Origin of the sequence: Cupriavidus sp. USMAHM13 (assembly GCF_001854285.1) — a bacterium.
GTDB lineage: Bacteria > Pseudomonadota > Gammaproteobacteria > Burkholderiales > Burkholderiaceae > Cupriavidus > Cupriavidus malaysiensis.
The window spans coordinates 2,761,925-2,780,123 of record NZ_CP017752.1 but is presented as its reverse complement, the minus strand read 5'-3'; the positions used below and the strand labels follow the sequence as shown (position 1 = coordinate 2,780,123).

Below are 18,199 nucleotides of genomic sequence, written 5' to 3'. Positions count from 1 at the left end.
GCGGTCGGTTGTCTCATGGTGCTGTCTCCTCGTTCTCGTTCGCCCTTGGGCTAGTTCTTCTTCAGGGAATCGTTCGCGGTATCCGGCGGCCCGTCTGCCGCGATCCGCAGCGCGACCTTGCCCACCACCTGCCGCGTCTCGAGCGCGTGCAGCGCGTCGGCCAGGCCGCCGTGCGGGTACACCTGCGAGACGGTCGGGCGGATCCGGCCCGCGCATGCCCAGTCGAACAGGGTCTGCATCGCCGCCTGCAGCGCGGGGGCGTGGCGGGCACGCTCGTCGGCGGGCGTCCAGCCGATGTAGCGGCCGACGAAGAAGCCGTGCAGCGTCAGGTTCTTCACCAGCAGCAGGTTGAGCGGCGCCTGCGGGATGCGCCCGCTGGCGAAGCCGATGCTGAGCAGGCGCGCGTTGGCGGCGGCGGCCCGCAAGGCCTGGTCGAACAGGTCGCCGCCGACCGGGTCGGCCACCACGTCGGCGCCGCGCCCGCCCGTCAGTTGCTTGACCCGGGCGGCGAGATCCTGCGGCGCCACCGCATGAGCGGCGCCGCGCCGCAGGGCTTCGGCGCGCTTGGCCTCGGTGCTGGCGCAGGCGATCACGGTGGCGCCGAGCTGGTGCGCGATTTCTACCGCCGCCAGCCCGACGCCGGCGCCGGCGCCGAGCACCAGCACGGTCTCGCCGGCCTGCAGCGCGCAGCGCCATACCAGGCCGCAGTAGGCGGTGCCATAGGAAAGCGGCACTGGCAGCGCCTGCAGCGCTTCGAGGGCGTCGGGCACCGGATAGACGGTGTATTCGGGCAGCCGCAGCACTTCGCCGAAGCAGCCCCAGTCGGCGATGGCCACCACGCGGTCGCCCGGACGCAGCCGCGTCACGCCGGCGCCGCAGGAGAGGACGCGGCCGACCGCTTCGGTGCCGGGCACGAAGGGCAGGGGCGGCCGCGTCTGGTAGCGCCCGGCCACCATCAGGCCGGTGGCGTGGCTGACGCTGGCGTACTCGACTGCCAGCGTGACGGTGTGCGCATCGTCCGCCGGCGGGCGCGCGACCTCGGCCAGTCGGGTGGATCCGGGCGGGCCGAAGGCTTCGCACAGCACGGCACGCATGGTGTCCGGGCCGATGGCGGCGGCGGGGCTCATGCCAGGTCTCCGTGCGCGGCGGGCAGCGCCGGCGCCTGCCGCACCACGCCGTCGCGCAGCCAGGCGGCGATCTGTGCCGGGGCGATGCCCGCCTCGCTCAGCACCGCCTCGGTGTGCTCGCCGATGCGGGGTGCCGCGCCGGCCGGCCGCCGCAGGCCCCGCGCCGGCACGCCGGCGAAAGGCAGGGTGCCCAGGCCCGGCTGCGCAAGCGGCTGGAAGCTGCCCTGCTGCGCTGCCTGGGGGTGGTCCAGGACCTGGTGGTAGTCGCGCACCGGCGCGTGCAGCACGTCATGCGCCTGCAGCACGCGCTGCCAGTGCGCGGTGTCGTGGCGGGCCAGGCAGTCGGCCACCGCGGCATGCAGCCATGGCGCGTGCGCCATGCGTGCGGCGTTGTCGGCGAAGCGTGCATCCTGCAGCCATTCCGGCCGCTCCAGCGCCTGGCACAGGCGGCTGAACTGGGCATTGTTGAGCGCCAGCACGCTGAGGCTGCCGTCGCGTGTGGCGAACACCCCATTGGGGGCGCTGACGGGCCCGGCGGCGACCGCGCCCTGGATCGCGTACTCGAGGATATTGTTGGCCTGCAGGGCGCAGCAGGCGTCGAACAGGCTCAGCTCGACATGCGCGCCGGATGGCGCCCCTTGCGGAGCCGGCATGGCTTCACGCCGGAAGCGGCGGCACAGCGCGGCCGCGGCCGCCTGCGCGGCGTACAGGCCGGTGGCGGCATCGGCCAGCAGCATGCCGACGCGGCGCGGGGTGCCGTCCGCGCCGCGGTTGGTGAACATCAGGCCGCTGTCGGCCTGCATCACCGAGTCGGAGGCGGGGTGGTCCGCGTAGGGGCCGTCGGCGCCGTAGCCGCTGATCGACACATAGACCAGGGCCGGCTGCTCCGCCGCCAGGTCCGCGTAGCCCACCCCCAGCCGCGTGGCCACCTGCGGGCGGAAGTTCTGCACCACGACGTCAGCCTGGCGCGCCAGCGTGCGCAGCAGGCGCCGTCCATCCGGGGTGGCGGCATCGATGCAGACGCCGCGCTTGCCGCCGTTGTAGGCGATGGCCAGCGCGCTCAGCTCGCCGCGTACCACGCCGACATGGCGCCCCCAGTCGCCGGAGGGCGGGTCCACCTTGATCACCTCGGCGCCCTGCTGCCACAGGATGTGCGCGCAGTAGGGGCCGGCGATGCCCTGGCTGATGTCGAGCACGCGCAGGCCGGCGAAGGGCAGCTCGGAGGCGGCGGGCGGGGAAGGGAACGCGGGGGATGCAGCAGGGGTTGCCATCTCGGAATCAGGGAAGCGGGCGATGGCTTATGCTAGGCGGCGCGCCTGCTTCGAACAATCCGCCGACCTGTGCCAGCCGTGTTGACTGATGATTGACAATTCCCTCGACCTCAACCTCATCCGCCTCTTCGTCACGCTGGTCGAGGCTCGTACCCTGACGGCGGCGGCCGCGCGCAGCGGCATGACGCGCTCCAATGTCTCGCGGCGCCTGAAGTTGCTGGAGCAGCAGCTCGGCGCGCAGTTGATGCGGCGCACCACGCGCCATGTGGAACCGACCGAAGCCGGCAGGCTGCTCTATGCCCATGGGGTACGCATGCTGGACGAACTGCAGGCGGCGGGTGCGTCGATCGACAGCCTGGGGCAGACCGTGCGCGGCGACGTGCGTATCCGCCTGCCGACCGGGCTGGGCCATCTCTACCTGGCGCAGGTGCTGCTGGACTTCGCGCAGCAGTATCCGGCCATCTCATTGCGGGTGCTGATTAACGACTTCATCGGTGACCTGATCCCGGCGGAAGTCGACGTGGCGCTCAAGATCACCTCCACGCCGCCCGAGGACCACGTGGCGCGTCGCATCGGTGCCGTGCGCTGGTGCCTGTGCGCCACGCCGGCCTACCTGGCGCGGCGGGGCGCGCCTGCGGGCCCCGCCGAACTGCCGGGCTGCGCGCTGATCGCGCCGGCCTCGCTGGGCCGCCGCTTCGATCTCAAGCTGACCGCGGCCGGCGAGCCGCAGGTGCTGCGGGTGTCGCCGCGCATCCAGTCGGGCGACTATCCCTTCCTGCGCGAGGCGGTGCTGGCGGGCCTGGGCGTGGCGCTGCTGCCGCGCTATGCGGTCTGGCAGCAGATCGGCCGTGGCGAACTGGAAGAGGTCTTGCCCGGCCACGAGCCGGAAGGCGTGGGCGACAGCATCTATATGCTGACCGCGCCCAACCGTTTCCCGACGCTGGCCACGCGTACCCTGATGGATTTCATCCGCGCGCGCCTGCAGGGGCAGGAAGCCGTGTGGGAGGGCATGCCGGCACACACGGTGCCGGCATGACGCCGCGCCGCGCCGGAACCTCTGGCGGCGGCGCGGGGGCGGGTCGTGCATCGCCGCCCGCGGGCCGCGACGCACAAGGGGAGGGGGTGGTGTCTTACTGCGGTCCGAGCTTGCGGATCAGCGCGTCGAGCTGTTCGAGCTCCTGGGCGTCCAGGTCGGTCAGCGGCGCGCGCACCGGGCCGGCGTCGTGGCCGACCAGCTTGGCGCCGGCCTTGACGATGCTCACCGCATAGCCTGCGCGGCGGTTGCGGATCTCCAGGTAGGGCAGGAAGAACTCGTCGAGCAGCTTGCCCACGGTGGCGTGGTCGTCGGCGGCGATGGCGCGATAGAAGTCCATCGCCGTCTTCGGGATGAAGTTGAACACCGCCGAGGAGTACACCGGCACGCCCAGCGCCTTGTAGGCGGCGGCGTAGACTTCGGCGGTCGGCAGGCCGCCCAGGTAGGACAGGCGGTCGCCCAGGCGGCGGCGGATGCGCACCATGTTCTCGATCTCGCCCACGCCATCCTTGAAGCCGATCAGGTTGGGGCAGCGATCCGCGAGCCGTTCCAGCATGTCGGCGGTCAGGCGCGAGTTGGCGCGGTTATAGACGATCACGCCGATATCGATGGCCTTGCAGACTTCCTCGACGTGGGCGGCGATGCCGGCCTCGCACGCTTCGGTCAGGTAGTGCGGCATCAGCAGCACGCCCTTGGCGCCCAGGCGCTGGGCTTCCTTGGCGTAGGCGATGGCGGTGCGGGTGGGGCCGCCGGCGCCGGCCAGGATGGGCACCTTGCCCGCGCAGGTCTCGACCGCGGTGCGGATGACGTTGGCGTAGTCATCCGGCGTCAGCGAGAAGAACTCGCCGGTGCCGCCGGCCGCGAACAGAGCAGTCGCACCGTAGGGTGCCAGCCATTCGAGCCGCTCGACATAGGTGTCGGGGCGGAAGTTGCCCTGGGCATCGAAGTCGGTGACGGGGAAGGAGAGCAGGCCTTCGGAGACGATCTGCTTCAGTTCTTGCGGTGTGGTCATGGGCTTGCGTCCGGTTGGCCTCGCGGGGAGGCGTTGCAGGTGGCGATTGTTTGCTATTTGTTATACGTCATCGTACAACTAGACGGCGCCTGGTGCAAGCCGTCCGGGGGGAAAGGGCCTCAGGGAAAACACGGGAGGGCCGGGCAGCCGTCGCGGCCAGCGATCCCGCGGCGCTCCCGTCCGTGATGGACAGCGTTCCCGGGCGGCTCGCGCCGGCGGCGGCACGGGCGATGGGAAAGGATGCGGCTGTCGCTAGGGTAAACACCGAGGTGGTGCTGCGAATCGTCTCCCTATAATCCATGTCATATGATGACATATCACGGTGAGCCGGCCATCTGCTTTTCCGATCGCCGCTGTGAGGAGACCCGACCGGATACGCGCCTGAGGAAGACAGCCAGGATCAACCAGCCCGGTGCCGGATGGCAGCGGGCACAACCACTGAACGACAAGTGAACGAACGTCAAGGCGAGGGCGGCCAGGGCATGGCCCCGCTCTATATCCGCATGCATCCCCAGGACAACGTGGCCATCGTCGCCAACGACGGCGGCCTGGCCGAAGGCGGCGTCTTCCCCTGCGGCCTGGTGCTGCGCGAGCGCGTGCCGCAGGGCCACAAGGTGGCGCTGGCGGACCTGGCCGCGGGCGATCCCGTGATCCGCTACAACGTGGTGATCGGCTACGCGGCGCGCGACCTGCCGCGTGGCAGCTGGGTCAACGAGCGGGTGATCGAGATGCCGCCCGCGCCGGCGCTGGACGACCTGCCGATCTGCACGCGCGCCGCCGGGCCGATGGCGCCGCTGGAGGGTTACACCTTCGAGGGCTTCCGCAATGCCGACGGCTCGGTCGGCACGCGCAACATCCTCGCCATCACCACCACCGTGCAATGCGTGTCGGGCGTGGTCGAGCACGCGGTGCGGCGCATCAAGGCCGAGCTGCTGCCGCGCTACCCCAATGTCGACGACGTGATCGGGCTGGAGCACACCTACGGCTGCGGCGTGGCGATCGACGCGCCGGATGCGGCGGTGCCCATCCGTACCCTGCGCAATATCGCGCTGAACCCCAATTTCGGCGGTACCGCGATGATGGTCAGCCTGGGCTGCGAGAAGCTGCAGCCCGAGCGCCTGCTGCCGCCCGGCACCATTCCCATCCAGGCCGGCGCCGGCGAAGTGCAGGTCGGCGTGGTCTGCCTGCAGGACGAACAGCACGTGGGCTTCGGTTCCATGATCGCGGCCATCATGGAGATGGCCGAGACCCACCTGGCCAAGCTGAACGCGCGCCGCCGCGAGACCTGCCCGGTCTCCGACCTGGTGGTCGGCGTGCAGTGCGGCGGCAGCGACGCCTTCTCCGGCGTGACGGCCAATCCGGCGGTGGGTTTCGCCACCGACCTGCTGGTGCGCGCCGGTGCCGCGGTGATGTTCTCGGAAGTGACCGAGGTGCGCGACGGCATCGGCCAGCTCACCGCGCGCGCCGCCACGCCCGAGGTGGCGCAGGCGATGATCCGCGAGATGGCCTGGTACGACGCCTACCTGCAGCGCGGCCGCGTGGACCGCAGCGCCAACACCTCGCCAGGCAACAAGAAGGGCGGCCTGTCCAACATCGTGGAAAAGGCCATGGGCTCGATCGTCAAGTCCGGCAGCGCGCCGATCAGCGGCGTGCTGGCGCCGGGCGAGAAGCTGCGCCAGAAGGGCTTGATCTACGCCGCCACGCCGGCCAGCGACTTCATCTGCGGCACGCTGCAGCTTGCCGCCGGCATGAACCTGCACGTCTTCACCACCGGCCGCGGCACGCCCTACGGGCTGGCCGAAGTGCCGGTGATCAAGGTCGCCACGCGCAGCGACCTGGCGCGCCGCTGGCACGACCTGATGGACGTGGACGCGGGCCGTATCGCCACCGGCCAGGCCACCATCGAGGAGGTGGGCTGGGAGCTGTTCCGCCTGATGCTCGACGTCGCCAGCGGCCGCAAGCAGACCTGGGCCGAGCACCACCAGCTCTACAACGCGCTGGCGCTGTTCAACCCGGCGCCGGTGACCTGAGCCTACTCTCCCGCAGGCCGCCCGCCACGCTCGTGCGGGGGACACCCGTCGCGGCGGGCGGCCTCCCGCAGAGGTGTGGCGGGGCCGCGTCAGTGCCGCTGGACGGGCAAGCTTGTTTGCGGCTTCCCATTGCCTGGGGATTTCCGGTCTTTATATAATAACGATTCTCATTATCGTTATTTGTGACTTGGCGCGCGGCCCGTCCGCAGGCGCCGGGAGCCGGATCATGGCCGCCGAAGCGGGGATACAGCAGGAAATTCAGGCGCTTTACCGCGGTCACCACGACTGGCTGCATGGCTGGCTGCGGCGCAGGCTGGGCTGCGCGCACCGCGCTGCCGACCTCGCCCACGATACCTTCATGCGCCTGCTGGCGCGCGAGGAGGCGCTGCAGGTCCTGGAGCCGCGCGCCTTCCTGTCCACCGTGGCGCAACGCGTGCTCGCCAACCACTGGCGCCGCGAGAAGCTGGAACAGGCCTACCTGGAGGCGCTGGCCTGCCTGCCCGAGCCGGTGGTGCCGTCGGCCGAGGCGCGCGCCATCCTGCTGGAGACCCTGCACGAGATCGATGCCTTGCTGGACGGCCTGCCGGTGCCGGTCAAGCGTGCCTTCCTGATGGCCCAGCTCGACGGCATGAGCCAGCTCGAGATCGCCGCCGCGCTCGATATCTCCGTCACCACCGTCAAGCGCTACCTGGTGCGCGCCGGCACGCAGTGCTATTTCGCGCAGGGTGGGGCATGAGCGCGGCCGGCAGCGAAGGGCGCGCGCGCAAGCTGTCCGCGCGCCCTCCGGCGATTTCCCCCGAAGTGGCGCGCCGCGCGGTCGAGTGGCTGGTCACGCTGCAATCGGCCGAAGCCGACGGGCGCACGCGCGCCGACTGGCGCCGCTGGCTGGAAGCGCATCCGGACCACGCGCGCGCCTGGCGCCATATCGAATCCTTCAACGGGCAACTGCGCGAGGTCGCTTCGCCGCTGGCCAGCGCGGTGGCGCGCGCGGCGCTGGCCGCCCCCGGCTCGCCGCGCCGGCGCCATGCCGTGCGCGCGCTGGCGCTGTTGTTCGCGGGCTGCGGCGCCGCCTGGCTGGCACGCGAGCAGGCGCCGCTGCAGGGCTGGCTGGCCGACCTGCACACCGGTGTCGGCGAACGCCGCACCGTGCGCCTGGAGGACGGCACGGCCCTGGTCCTGAATACCGACAGCGCCGTCGACGTGCACTACGGCGGCACCGGGCGCGTGGTGCGGCTGTTGCGCGGCGAGATCCTCGTCAGCACCGCCAGGGACCGGCAGGTGCCGGCGCGCCCCATGCTGGTGGAGACGCGGCAGGGCCGCCTGCGGCCGCTGGGCACGCGCTTCGCCGTGCGCCAGTTCGAGGGCAGCAGCTGGGTCGGCGTGCTGGAAGGGGCCGTCGCGGTCGAGCCGCTCGACGTTGCCGGCGGCGGGCCGGTCGTGGCTGCCGGCGGGCAGGTCCGCTTCGGCCGGGGCGGGGCCGAGGCAGCGGCGCCGCTGGCCGACACGGCGGTGGCCTGGACCGACGGCATGCTGGTGGCCAGCGCCATGCGGCTGGAGGACTTCCTGGCGGAGCTCGGCCGCTACCGCCCGGGCCGCCTGCGCTGCGATCCCGCCGTGGCCGGGCTGCGTGTCTCGGGCACCTATCCGCTGGCCGATACCGGCCGCGTCCTCGACCTGCTGCGTACCACGTTGCCGGTGCGCATCCACTTCCTGACCCGCTACTGGGTCACGGTGCTGCCGGCGCCGGCCTGACCGGCCGCGCGTTTTTTTCGCTTTTTTGCTGGCCGGGTGGCCTGTTTGGAAATCTCGCGTGACTTAGGAGATGAGAACACCGTCTTCGAGTCCACCGCGAGTCTGCCTTCATGACGCATCACCATCGCCCGGCCCGGTCCCGCGCCGGCTCCGTTTCCTTCCGACCCGCGCGCCGCGCCGCGCTCGGCCAGCAGGCCCTGCGCGTGCTGCGGCACGCCATGCTGGGTGCCAGCCTGGGCGGTGCGCTGCCGCAGGCAGGCCTTGCCCAGGCTGCCCCCGCCGGCGCGGCGGCCGAGGCGCCGCGCAAGTCCTACGACATTCCGGCCGGCCCGCTGGAGGCCGCGCTCAACCGCTTCGGCCGCGAGGCCGGCATCCTGCTGTCATTCACGCCGGAGCAGACGGCGGGGCGGCACAGCGGCGGCCTGCGCGGCAGCTATGGCACCGCCGCCGGCCTCGCCGCCCTGCTGCAGGGCACCGGCCTGGCCGCGGTGGCGCAGCCCAATGGTGGCTACGCGCTGGCGCCGCGGAGCGGTGCGCAGGCCGCAGCGCCGGTAGCGGGGGATGCCGCCACGGCCCTGCCGCAGGTGACCGTCAGCGCGCAGTCGATCGGCAGCTACCGGCCTGCCGCCAACAGCTCGGTGATGCGCTCGGACCTGCCGCTGCAGGACACGCCGCAGGCGGTCAACGTGGTGCCGGCCCAGGTGCTCAAGGACCAGCGCCCGCGCAACCTCGACGACGCGCTGGCCAACGTCAGCGGCATCACCCAGGGCAATACCCTGGCGGGAACCCAGGACACGCTGATGAAGCGCGGCTTCGGCGGCAACCGCGACGGCTCCATCATGCACAACGGCATGCCGCTGGTGCAGGGCCGCGGCCTGAATGCCGCGGCCGACAGCGTGGAGGTGCTCAAGGGGCCATCGTCGCTGCTGTACGGCATCATGGATCCGGGCGGCGTCATCAACATCGTCAGCAAGCGCCCGCAGCTCAAGCAGAGCACGGCCCTGTCGCTGCTGGGCAGCACCTACGGCCATGGCAAGAACGGCGCCGGCATCACGCTCGATACCACCGGCCCGCTTGGCGAGTCGGGCCTGGCCTACCGCATGGTGGCCGACCATGTCGACGAGCAGTACTGGCGCAATTTCGGCGTTCATCGCGAAACCCTGATCGCGCCGTCGCTGGCCTGGTATGGCCGCGATACGCAGGTCGTGCTGTCCTACGAGTACCGCGACTACCTGTATCCCTTCGACCGCGGCACCGCGATGGATCCCCGCAGCGGCGCGCCGTTGCCGATCCCGGCCCGCCGGCGCCTGGACGAGCCGTTCAACAATATGGTCGGCAACTCCCACCTGGCCCAGCTGGCCGTGGACCACCAGTTCAACGGCGACTGGCGCGCGCACTTCGGCTACAGCTACAACCGCGAGACCTACGACGCGAACCAGATCCGCATCACCGGCATCAATACCACCACCGGCCTGGTGAGCCGCAGCAACGACGCCACCCACGGCGCGCTCAGCACGGACAGCTACGGCATCGCCTACGTCGACGGCAACTTCCAGCTCGGCGGCATGCGCAACAACCTGCAGATGGGCATGGACAGCGAATACCGCCTGATCTACCGCGCCGACCTGCTGCGCCAGTCCGTGTCCAGCAAGTTCAGCTACCTGAACCCGGTGTACGGGCAGATCAGCCCGTCCAGCACGGTCTCCGCCAGCGACAGCGACCAGACCGACGCCCTGCACAACACCTCGGTGTTCCTGCAGGACAGCCTCTACCTGACCGACCGCTGGATCCTGGTGGCCGGCATGCGCTTCCTTTCGTACAGCCAGTGGGCCGGACGCGGCCGTCCCTTCCATGCCAACACGGACATCGAGGGCAATCGCTGGCTGCCGCGCGCCGGCCTGGTCTACAAGTGGAGCCCGGCGCTGTCGCTCTATGCGAGCTATACCGAATCGCTCAAGCCGACCTCGACCATCGCGCCGCTGAGTTCCGGCGTGGTGATCGATTCGGCCGTGGCGCCGGAGCGGGGCAGGTCGTGGGAAGTGGGCGCCAAGGCCGACCTGGCCATCGGCCTGACCGGCACGCTGGCGCTGTTCGATATCGACAAGCGCAACGTACTGGTGTCGCAGTACAACGATGCCGCCAAGCTGACCGAATGGCGCACCTCGGGGCGGGCGCGCTCGCGCGGTGTCGAGCTGGATATCACCGGCCAGGTCGGGCCGCGCTGGAACGTCATCGCCAGCTATGCCTACATCGATGCCAAGACCACCGAGGATCCGCTCTACGCGGGCAACCGCCTGTGGAACGTGGCGCAGCACACCGCCTCGCTGTCCGCCGTCTATGACTTCGGCAGCCTGTTCGGCGGCGACCGCCTGCGCCTGGGCGGCGGCGTGCACTACGTCGGCAACCGGCCCGGCGACTCGGCCAACAGCTTCATGCTGCCGGCCTACGCGGTGGCCGACGCCTTCGCCAGCTACGACACACGCGTCGGCGGACAGAAGGTGCGTTTCCAGCTCAATGTCAAGAACCTGTTCAACACGGTCTACTACCCGTCCAGCGCCAACCAGTACTTCGTCGCCGTGGGCGACGCGCGCCAGGTGTCGCTGCTGACCACGATGGAGTTCTGAACCATGCCGCATCCGCTTCCCTCACGACCGTGTGCCGATGCGGCCGCTGTGGCAGGGGCCGCGCGCCGGCCCTCGCGCAGAGCCTTCCTGGCCGGTGCCGCGCTGGCCGCAGGCGCGGTCCTGCTGCCGGGCGCGGCCCAGGCGCAGCCGGCGGCGCGTGGCCGCGTGGTGCTGGTCGTGCAGCAGCAGGGGCCCAGCCTGGCGGTCGACCAGGCCATCGCGGCGCACCTGCGCCGGCGCGGCTTCGCCGTGGACCTGCTGGACCAGTCGGCGGCCCCGGCGGCCGCGGCAGGGGCCGGCCTGGTGGTGCTGTCCTCGACAGTGGCGGCCAAGTCGGTCCAGGCCGGCTGGCGCCAGCTCGCCATCCCGCTGCTGACCTGGGAGAACGACCTGCTGGACGATCTCGCCATGACCGGCAAGCGCCTCGACAGCGACTACGGCGAGGCCGGGCGCGAGCGCTACCTGTGGCTGGTCAACGCGCCCCACCCGATGGCCGCGGGACTGCCCGCCGGCAGCGTCAACGTCTATGCGCGCCAGGCGCCGATGAGCTGGGGCAGGCCCGGCCTGGGCGCGAGCATCATCGCCACGCTCTACGGGCAGCCCGAGAAGGCAGCCATCTTCGCCTACGAGAAGGGCGCCACGATGGACTACGAAGCCCTCGCGCCCGCACGCCGCGTGATGTTCTTCCTGGCCAACGACACCTTCACCAACCTGTCCGCGCCCGGCCTGCGGCTGTTCGATGCCGCGATCGACTGGGCCATCGGCGCGCCGGACACGGCCTGCGTGACGGCGCGGGGGGCGGAGGCGGGCTGATGCTGGGCTCGGCCGGCGGTGGCTGCCGGCTGGCTTCAGCGGGGGCAGGCCTCGTGCCTCTCGTCTCATCTTATTCAATTAACGGCCAGGCGTTTTTTGTTCTGCTTCAGACGCGGCAGGGCCGCGCCATGACGATAGTGTCATGGGGAGGGAAAGGGCCGCTGCCGGTTGGCCGTGGGGCTTGTCGGCTTCGATTCTGTGCTCGCGTGCTGGATCACACCGTTGGCTTCGCTTGGGCGTGGCGCCTTGCTAAACCACCCCTCTCCCCCGCCCTCTCCGTGCGGGGAGAGGGAGCCAAGACCGTGTGCTTGGCGCTCGGTGTTGGTGCATCTCGTCGGCTTTGTCCAGCGCGACGTGGTTCGCACCGCGCCGCTTCGCTCCCCTCTCCCGCCTGCGGCAGAGGGGCCGGGGGAGAGGGCCGGCATTCGCTAGCACGATGGCGTTCGCAGGCCGGCAGGCGCCGCCCTACACCAGCCGCGCGCCGGGCCAGGCGCCCGACATCACCGTATTGCGCACCGATTGCCGCACGGTCTGCATGATGTCCCACAGTTCAGGCACCGGCGGGCGGTTGCGCGCCGTGGCGAGCGCGACCTGCCGCGTCACCACCGGCTCGACCAGGCGCGCCGAGTGCAGGCGGCCCTGGGCGACGCGGTCGGCCACGGCGGCGAAGGGCAGCAGCGTGGCGCCGCAGCCGTCTTCCACCAGGCGCATCGACACCGTGTTCGATGCATCGCATTCCATCGCCAGTTGCAGGGAGGCACCGTTGCGCGCGGCCAGGGTCTCGGCCAGCACGCGCAGGCCGTGTCCGGTGCTGGGCAGGATCAGCGGCACTTCGGCCAGCCGCCGCACGGGGAAGGTCGGGCCGAGGTGGCTCCAGGAGGTGGGGGTGACCAGGGTCAGGTCTTCCTCCAGCAGGATGTCGACCTTGAGCGCGCCCTGCTGCTCGGGCAGGTAGAGCAGCGCGACGTCGATCTCGCCGGCGGCCAGCCAGGCCAGCAGCGGGCTGGCCAGTCCTTCGACGAAGCGCACCTTGGTGGCGGGAAAGCGCAGCTTGAGCGCGGTGCCGATGGCGGCGAAGGCGGTGTTGGCGATGGTCGGCTGGGCCGCGATCACCAGCTGGGCCGGCCCCTTGGCCGAGGAGGCGCGGATGGCCTCGCGCGCTTCGGCCAGCGTGGCGGCGACCTGGCGTGCATAGCCGAGCAGCGTCTGCCCGGCCTCGGTCAATACCACGCCACGGCCGCTGCGGTGGAACAGGCGCGCATCCAGCGCGGCCTCCAGCCGGGCGATCTGGCGGCTGATGGTCGACTGGTCGGCGCCCAGTTCGAGCGCGGCGCGCGAAATGCTCTGCGTGCTGGCGACGCAGACGAAGCAGGCCAGGTCGTCGGAGTTCAGGGCGGAGGGCGGGGTGGCCATGCCGGGCGTCAGGCCTTGCCGGCGCTGCCGGCAGTCCCGTCCGCGCTGTCCGCACCATCCGCGCCGGGGACCTTGTCGCCGATGGCGAACGACGCCATGTGTTCCAGCGCCCGCACCAGTCCGGCGTGGTCCCAGCGCGCGCCGCCGAGCGCGCTGCAGGTGTTGAACAACTGCTGGCAGGAGGCGGTATTGGGCAGGTTGACACCGAGCTTGCGCGCGGTGGACAGCGCCAGTTCCAGGTCCTTCTGGTGCAGCGCGATGCGGAAGCCGGGCTCGAAGCGGCGCTCGATCATGCGCTCGCCGTGCACCTCGAGGACGCGCGAGCTGGCGAAGCCGCCCATCAGCGCCTGGCGCACGCGTGCGGGATCGGCGCCGGCCCTGGCCGCCAGCACCAGCGCTTCGCCCACGGCCTCGATGGTCAGGGCCACGATCACCTGGTTGGCCACCTTGGCCACCTGGCCGTCGCCCACGCCGCCCACCAGGGTGATGTTCTTGCTCAGGCATTGCAGCAGCGGCTGCACGCGCGCAAATACTTCGGGCTTGCCGCCGGCCATGATGGACAGGGTGGCGGCCTTGGCGCCGACCTCGCCGCCCGACACCGGCGCATCGACATAGTCGCTGCCCAGTGCCTCGATGCGTGCAGCGAAATCGCGCGTCTCGATCGGCGAGATCGAGCTCATGTCCACCACCGTCTTGCCCGCGCCCAGTCCCTCGGCCACGCCGCCGGCGCCGAACAGCACGCGCTCGACGTCCGGCGTGTCGGGCAGCATCAGGAACACGGTGTCGGCCTGGCGCGCGACCTCGGCGGCGCTGGCGCAGGCCTGCGCCCCGGCGTCGCGCAGGGCCTGCGGCACGCCGCTGCGGGTGTGCGCGTACAGCGTGTGGCCGGCGGCCAGCAGGTGTGCCGCCATCGGCGTGCCCATCACGCCCAGGCCGATGAATCCGATCTTGCTCATGTGTCGCTCCCTGCCTCAGGCATGTATGCGGCGCCGCTCACGAGGCGAAGCGCTCGCGCAGCGCCCGCGTGGCGTCGCGGAACAGGTTCTGGTCGAGCCCGACCGCGACGAAGGCGGCGCCGCGCTCCAGGTAGCGGCGTGCGTCCGCCTCCACCGGGGTGAGGATGCCGACCGCCTTGCCCGCGCGTTCGGCGGCGCCGAAGATGCGCTCCATCTCGGCCTGCACCTCGGGGTGGTTGGGGTTGCCGAGATGGCCGCAGGCGGCGGCGAGGTCGGACGGGCCGATGAAGACGCCATCGACGCCATCCACGGCGCAGATCGCCTCGGCGGCATCCACGCCCTTGCGGCTCTCGATCTGTACCAGCACGCAGATATTGTCGTTGACCTGCGTGAAGTAGTCGGCGACGGTGCCGTAGCGGTTGGCGCGCTGGACCATGGACACGCCGCGCGTGCCCTGGGGCGGGTAGCGCGTCGCCGAGACCGCGCGCGCGGCTTCGTCGGCGCTTTCCACCATCGGGATCAGGAAATTGTAGAAGCCGATGTCGAGCAGGCGCTTGAGCAGGATGGGGTCGTTGGCGGGCGGGCGCACCACGGGCGCGCTGGCGCTGTCCTTCAGCGCCATCAACTGCGGCACGAAGCTCAGCACGTCATTGGGCGCGTGTTCGCCATCGAGCAGCAGCCAGTCGAAGCCGGCCAGGCCGAGGATCTCGGTGGTGGTGGGATTGGCCAGCGAGCACCAGCAGCCGATCTGGCGCTGGCGTGCCAGGATGGCCGAACGGAAGCGGTTGGGCAGCGGCGAGGGCAGGAGGGAAGGCATGAGGATTCCTGTGCGGGATAAGGGAAGGCAGGCGGCGCGGCGGCGCGATGATGCGATAGCGTTCAGCCGGTGATGCCGATCTGCCACGGCGCGAATTCGTGGTCGCCGAGGCCGAGCAGTTCGCTTTTGCTGCGGCGGCCGGAGGCGGTGGCGAGGATGTCGGCGAAGATACGTTCGCCCATGCTCTCGATGGTGGCGGTGCCGTCGAGGATCTCGCCGCAATTGATGTCCATGTCCTCCTCCAGCCGGTGGTACATCGGCGAGTTGGTGGCCAGCTTGAGCGAGGGCACCGGCTTGGCGCCGAACATCGAGCCGCGGCCGGTGGTGAAGCAGATCAGGTTGGCGCCGCTGGCGATCTGGCCGGTGGCGGAAACCGGGTCGAAGCCCGGCGAATCCATGAACACCAGGCCCTTCTGCGCGATCGGCTCGGCGTAGCGGTAGACCCCCATCAGCGGGCCGGTGCCGCCCTTCATCGAGGAGCCCAGCGACTTCTCGAAGATATTGGCCAGGCCGCCGGCCTGGTTGCCCGGGCTGACGCGGCCGTTGATCTGCACGTCGCGCCCGGCTGCGTAGACGTCCTTCCACCAGCGGATGCGCTCGACCAGCTTCTCGCCGATCTCGCGGCTGGCGGCACGGCGGGTCAGGGTGTGTTCGACGCCATAGATCTCCGGCGTCTCCGACAGGATGGCGGTGCCGCCGTGGCGCACCAGCAGGTCCATGGCGGCGCCCAGCGCCGGGTTGGCGGTGATCGAGGAGAAGCTGTCGGAGCCGCCGCACTGCAGGCCGATGCTGATGTGCTCGGCGCTGACCGGCCGGCGCCGCGCGCGGTCGGCCTCGGGCAGCAGCGCCTGCACCGCGGCCACGCCGGCCTCGATGGTCTTGCGCGTGCCGCCGGTGTCCTGCATGGTGAAGGGCACCAGGCGCGGGCCGGCCTGCAGGCCCTCGGCTTCCAGCAGGCCGGCGACCTGGTTGCGCTCGCAGCCCAGTCCCACCACCAGCACCGCGGCCAGGTTGGGATGGCGCATGTAGCCGGCCAGCGTGCGGCGCAGCAGCGCCATCGGCTCGCCGCTCATCTCCATGCCGCAGCCGGTGCTGTGCGCGAAGGCCACCACGCCATCGACGTTGGGATAGGCGGCCAGCCGCTCCGGCGTGAACCACTCCGCGATCTTGTGCACCACCGTGGCGGAGCAGTTGACCGTGGCCACCACGCCGATGAAGTTGCGCGTGGCCACGCGGCCGTCGTCGCGCACATAGCCGTCGAAGGTGGCGCGCTGGTGTGCCGGCAGCACGGCGGCGGGGACGTAGTCGCGCGCGTGGGCGTAGTCGCGCTCGAATTCCTCGAAGGCGATGTTGTGCCCCGAGACCAGGCTGCCGGGCGCGATGTCGGTGCTGGCGAAGCCGATGGTGGTTTGGTACTTGAGGATCGGCTCGCCCTTGCGGATCTGCCGCGCCGCGATCTTGTAGCCGGCCGGCACCTGGGCGCGGACATGGAAATCCGCGCCGGGCACGGGGGTGCCGATGGCGAGGTCGGTGCGGGCGATCAGGACGTTGTCGCCGGCGTGCAGTCGGATCACGGGGGGGATCATGCGGGGGTCTCCTTGTTCTGGTGGGGGGCGCCGCATGGCGCCGGCTCGCCCCGGCGCGCGGCGGCGGCCTGCCGGCGGCCAGCGCCGCCGGCAGGCCAGGCGGGTCAGCTCGCGCTGGTGATGACCTGCTTGGCGTAGCTGGCGCGCTCCATCTCGGCCACTTCCACGCTCACCTGCACTTCGCCGCCGGCCAGCGGGCGCACGGCTTCGGCGATGACGTCGCATACGGCCTGGCCGAGCGCGCGGCGCGTGGCCAGCTCGCGCCCGTCGAGGATGCACAGGCGCGCATGGACGAAGGCACGCTCGCGCGCCTCGGTGCCCTGGCGGTAGACCGGCAGGGTGATGCAGCGCGACTTGATGTCGGCTTCCTGGAACTGGCCGCTGGCCAGCAGGGCGGCGTTGACCTCGTCGAGCAGCTCTTCCTGCGAGCGGTTCAGGCGGGTGTTTTCCGTGAGTTCGATGGTGACGTGCGGCATGTGGCTTCCAATCGGGTGATACAGAGACAGATGATGCGGGTGCTACGGATGAGGCGCTCCGACGTCAGGCGGCCAGGCGCGACAGCGGTCCCGGTGAGCTGCCGCGCGCGGCTTGCACGCGGGCGGCGGCATCGTCGAGCTGCGCCAGCGTGCCGGCGTCCACCGGCACCCATTCCGCGCGGGCGCGGCGCCAGGCGCGCTCGGGTTCGCCCGGCAACTGTACGCCTGCGCAGTCCGGCTGGAGCGCCGACGAGCGGATCCAGTCGACGAAGGCCTCGACCTCGTGGCCGAAGCTGGTGCTGCTGCCCAGCCGCGCCGGATCGAAGACCAGGGCCAGCATATTGTTCCAGACCGCGTGCTCGTGCGTCAGCGTCTCCGGACGGATGGTGTGGCCGCCGGTGACCGCGGCGCCCAGCAGCTCGCACATCACCGCCAGCACATAGCCCTTGTGCTCGCCGAAGCTGCGCAGCGCGCCCTGGGGCGTACCGGCCGGCGGGAACATCACGCCCGGGTCCTCGGTGGGGTGGCCGGCCGCGTCCAGCAGGCAGCCCGGCGGGACCGGCACTTCCTTGTTGTGGGCGACCCGTACCTTGCCCAGCGCGATCGCGCTGGTGGCGAAGTCCAGCACCAGCGGCGCCTGCCCGGGCACCGGCACGCCGATGGTGAAGGGATTGGTGCCGTAGCGGGCCTGGTAGCCGCCATGCGGGGCCACGATAGGTTTGGACAGCACGTTGACGAAGTGGATGGAGATCAGGCCGGCGGCGCTGGCCTGCTCGGCCCAGTGGCCGACCCGCCCCAGGTGGTGCGAGCGGCGCAGCCCCATCACGCAGACGCCGTGTTCGCGCGCGCGGCCGATGGCCAGTGCCATCGCCTGCTCGGTGACCGCCTGGCCCATGCCGCGGTTGCCGTCCAGGCTCAGCATGGCGCCGGTGTCGTGCAGCACGCTCACCTGCTGGTTGAGCTGGAGCTGGTCGCCCAGCCATGACAGTACGTACTTCGGGATCATGCCGACGCCGTGCGAGTCGTGGCCGGCGAGGTTGGCGCCGACCAGGTGGTCGGCGGTCAGGCGGGCTTCGCGGGCGTCGCAGCCGGCGGCGAGCCAGAGCTCGTCGACCCAGCGGTGCAGGGCGTCGGTGGGAATGCGGGATTCGCTCATGGGATGTCTGAGGTGGGCTATCAGGGGTGGGCGATGGCTGGGGGCAGGGCGGACTTGCCGGCGTGGCGCAATGCAAGGGGTTCGCTCGGTCGCGGCCCGAGGGGCCGGCCGGCGCGCAGGTGTGTGCCGGCGG

General features: G+C 71.2%; 15 protein-coding genes. 6 read left to right on the top strand and 9 right to left on the bottom strand.

Translation table 11 applies throughout. The features are described from left to right. Positions 1-50: 50 nt before the first annotated feature. A complete protein-coding gene (locus BKK81_RS30395) occupies positions 51-1,094 on the bottom strand; it encodes an NADPH:quinone oxidoreductase family protein (RefSeq protein ID WP_071022668.1) in 1,044 nt (347 codons plus the stop codon). Positions 1,095-1,123: 29 nt separating this feature from the next. Continuing rightward, positions 1,124-2,398: a CaiB/BaiF CoA transferase family protein gene (locus BKK81_RS30390; protein WP_071020721.1), complete on the bottom strand. Its 1,275-nt coding sequence runs from the start codon at positions 2,396-2,398 to the stop codon at positions 1,124-1,126. A gap of 88 nt (positions 2,399-2,486) precedes the next feature. Between BKK81_RS30390 and BKK81_RS30385 the strand changes: the two genes are divergently transcribed. After that, positions 2,487-3,434: a LysR family transcriptional regulator gene (locus BKK81_RS30385; protein WP_071020719.1), complete on the top strand. Its 948-nt coding sequence runs from the start codon at positions 2,487-2,489 to the stop codon at positions 3,432-3,434. A 94-nt stretch (positions 3,435-3,528) separates the two neighbouring features. On the opposite strand, the gene kdgD is transcribed toward BKK81_RS30385, so the two are convergent. Then, positions 3,529-4,443: a 5-dehydro-4-deoxyglucarate dehydratase gene (kdgD, locus tag BKK81_RS30380; RefSeq protein ID WP_071020716.1), complete on the bottom strand. Its 915-nt coding sequence runs from the start codon at positions 4,441-4,443 to the stop codon at positions 3,529-3,531. Positions 4,444-4,925: 482 nt separating this feature from the next. Here kdgD and garD point away from each other — a divergent pair, with 482 nt between their 5' ends. From garD to BKK81_RS30355, 5 genes are all read left to right on the top strand, one after another. After that, positions 4,926-6,473, top strand: a complete 1,548-nt coding sequence (gene garD / locus BKK81_RS30375; RefSeq protein WP_071020713.1) for a galactarate dehydratase — start codon at positions 4,926-4,928, stop codon at positions 6,471-6,473. A 226-nt stretch (positions 6,474-6,699) separates the two neighbouring features. After that, complete coding sequence (locus BKK81_RS30370; protein WP_071020710.1) at positions 6,700-7,209, top strand: sigma-70 family RNA polymerase sigma factor; 510 nt, start codon at positions 6,700-6,702, stop codon at positions 7,207-7,209. Further along, complete coding sequence (locus BKK81_RS30365; protein ID WP_071020708.1) at positions 7,206-8,225, top strand: FecR domain-containing protein; 1,020 nt, start codon at positions 7,206-7,208, stop codon at positions 8,223-8,225. Before BKK81_RS30370 ends, BKK81_RS30365 begins: the two co-directional genes overlap by 4 nt. A 110-nt stretch (positions 8,226-8,335) precedes the next feature. After that, positions 8,336-10,849, top strand: coding sequence for a TonB-dependent receptor (locus BKK81_RS30360; RefSeq protein ID WP_083384571.1), 2,514 nt, complete (start codon positions 8,336-8,338; stop codon positions 10,847-10,849). A gap of 3 nt (positions 10,850-10,852) precedes the next feature. Continuing rightward, on the top strand, positions 10,853-11,662 hold the full coding sequence (locus tag BKK81_RS30355) for a hypothetical protein (protein ID WP_197524001.1): 810 nt from the start codon (positions 10,853-10,855) through the stop codon (positions 11,660-11,662). Positions 11,663-12,127: 465 nt separating this feature from the next. Here the strand turns inward: BKK81_RS30355 and BKK81_RS30350 are convergent, their stop codons facing one another. The 6 genes from BKK81_RS30350 to BKK81_RS30325 form a co-directional block, all read right to left on the bottom strand. After that, a complete protein-coding gene (locus tag BKK81_RS30350) occupies positions 12,128-13,075 on the bottom strand; it encodes a LysR family transcriptional regulator (RefSeq protein ID WP_071020701.1) in 948 nt (315 codons plus the stop codon). A gap of 8 nt (positions 13,076-13,083) precedes the next feature. Then, the gene (locus BKK81_RS30345) at positions 13,084-14,031 is read right to left on the bottom strand and encodes a 2-hydroxy-3-oxopropionate reductase (protein ID WP_071020698.1); all 948 of its coding nucleotides are present in this window, start codon (positions 14,029-14,031) and stop codon (positions 13,084-13,086) included. A gap of 37 nt (positions 14,032-14,068) precedes the next feature. Beyond that, positions 14,069-14,848, bottom strand: coding sequence for a 2-dehydro-3-deoxyglucarate aldolase (gene garL / locus BKK81_RS30340; protein WP_071020695.1), 780 nt, complete (start codon positions 14,846-14,848; stop codon positions 14,069-14,071). A gap of 62 nt (positions 14,849-14,910) precedes the next feature. Continuing rightward, positions 14,911-16,434: a UxaA family hydrolase gene (locus BKK81_RS30335; protein ID WP_071071868.1), complete on the bottom strand. Its 1,524-nt coding sequence runs from the start codon at positions 16,432-16,434 to the stop codon at positions 14,911-14,913. A 104-nt stretch (positions 16,435-16,538) separates the two neighbouring features. Continuing rightward, positions 16,539-16,910, bottom strand: coding sequence for a 5-carboxymethyl-2-hydroxymuconate Delta-isomerase (locus tag BKK81_RS30330; protein WP_071020691.1), 372 nt, complete (start codon positions 16,908-16,910; stop codon positions 16,539-16,541). Between the two features lie 64 nt (positions 16,911-16,974). Next, positions 16,975-18,066: a malate/lactate/ureidoglycolate dehydrogenase gene (locus tag BKK81_RS30325; RefSeq protein ID WP_071020688.1), complete on the bottom strand. Its 1,092-nt coding sequence runs from the start codon at positions 18,064-18,066 to the stop codon at positions 16,975-16,977. Between the last annotated feature and the right edge of the window lie 133 nt (positions 18,067-18,199).

Excerpts from the sequence above, each read along its gene's own strand:
- BKK81_RS30335 (WP_071071868.1), bottom strand. The coding sequence starts at position 16,434 with ATGATCCCCCCCGTGATCCGACTGCACGCCGGCGACAACGTCCTGATC.
- BKK81_RS30345 (WP_071020698.1), bottom strand. The coding sequence starts at position 14,031 with ATGAGCAAGATCGGATTCATCGGCCTGGGCGTGATGGGCACGCCGATG.
- BKK81_RS30355 (WP_197524001.1), top strand. The coding sequence starts at position 10,853 with ATGCCGCATCCGCTTCCCTCACGACCGTGTGCCGATGCGGCCGCTGTG.
- BKK81_RS30390 (WP_071020721.1), bottom strand. The coding sequence starts at position 2,398 with ATGGCAACCCCTGCTGCATCCCCCGCGTTCCCTTCCCCGCCCGCCGCC.
- BKK81_RS30365 (WP_071020708.1), top strand. The coding sequence starts at position 7,206 with ATGAGCGCGGCCGGCAGCGAAGGGCGCGCGCGCAAGCTGTCCGCGCGC.
- garD (WP_071020713.1), top strand. The coding sequence starts at position 4,926 with ATGGCCCCGCTCTATATCCGCATGCATCCCCAGGACAACGTGGCCATC.
- BKK81_RS30360 (WP_083384571.1), top strand. The coding sequence starts at position 8,336 with ATGACGCATCACCATCGCCCGGCCCGGTCCCGCGCCGGCTCCGTTTCC.
- BKK81_RS30370 (WP_071020710.1), top strand. The coding sequence starts at position 6,700 with ATGGCCGCCGAAGCGGGGATACAGCAGGAAATTCAGGCGCTTTACCGC.
- BKK81_RS30385 (WP_071020719.1), top strand. The coding sequence starts at position 2,487 with ATGATTGACAATTCCCTCGACCTCAACCTCATCCGCCTCTTCGTCACG.
- BKK81_RS30395 (WP_071022668.1), bottom strand. The coding sequence starts at position 1,094 with ATGCGTGCCGTGCTGTGCGAAGCCTTCGGCCCGCCCGGATCCACCCGA.
- BKK81_RS30325 (WP_071020688.1), bottom strand. The coding sequence starts at position 18,066 with ATGAGCGAATCCCGCATTCCCACCGACGCCCTGCACCGCTGGGTCGAC.
- kdgD (WP_071020716.1), bottom strand. The coding sequence starts at position 4,443 with ATGACCACACCGCAAGAACTGAAGCAGATCGTCTCCGAAGGCCTGCTC.
- BKK81_RS30350 (WP_071020701.1), bottom strand. The coding sequence starts at position 13,075 with ATGGCCACCCCGCCCTCCGCCCTGAACTCCGACGACCTGGCCTGCTTC.
- BKK81_RS30330 (WP_071020691.1), bottom strand. The coding sequence starts at position 16,910 with ATGCCGCACGTCACCATCGAACTCACGGAAAACACCCGCCTGAACCGC.
- garL (WP_071020695.1), bottom strand. The coding sequence starts at position 14,848 with ATGCCTTCCCTCCTGCCCTCGCCGCTGCCCAACCGCTTCCGTTCGGCC.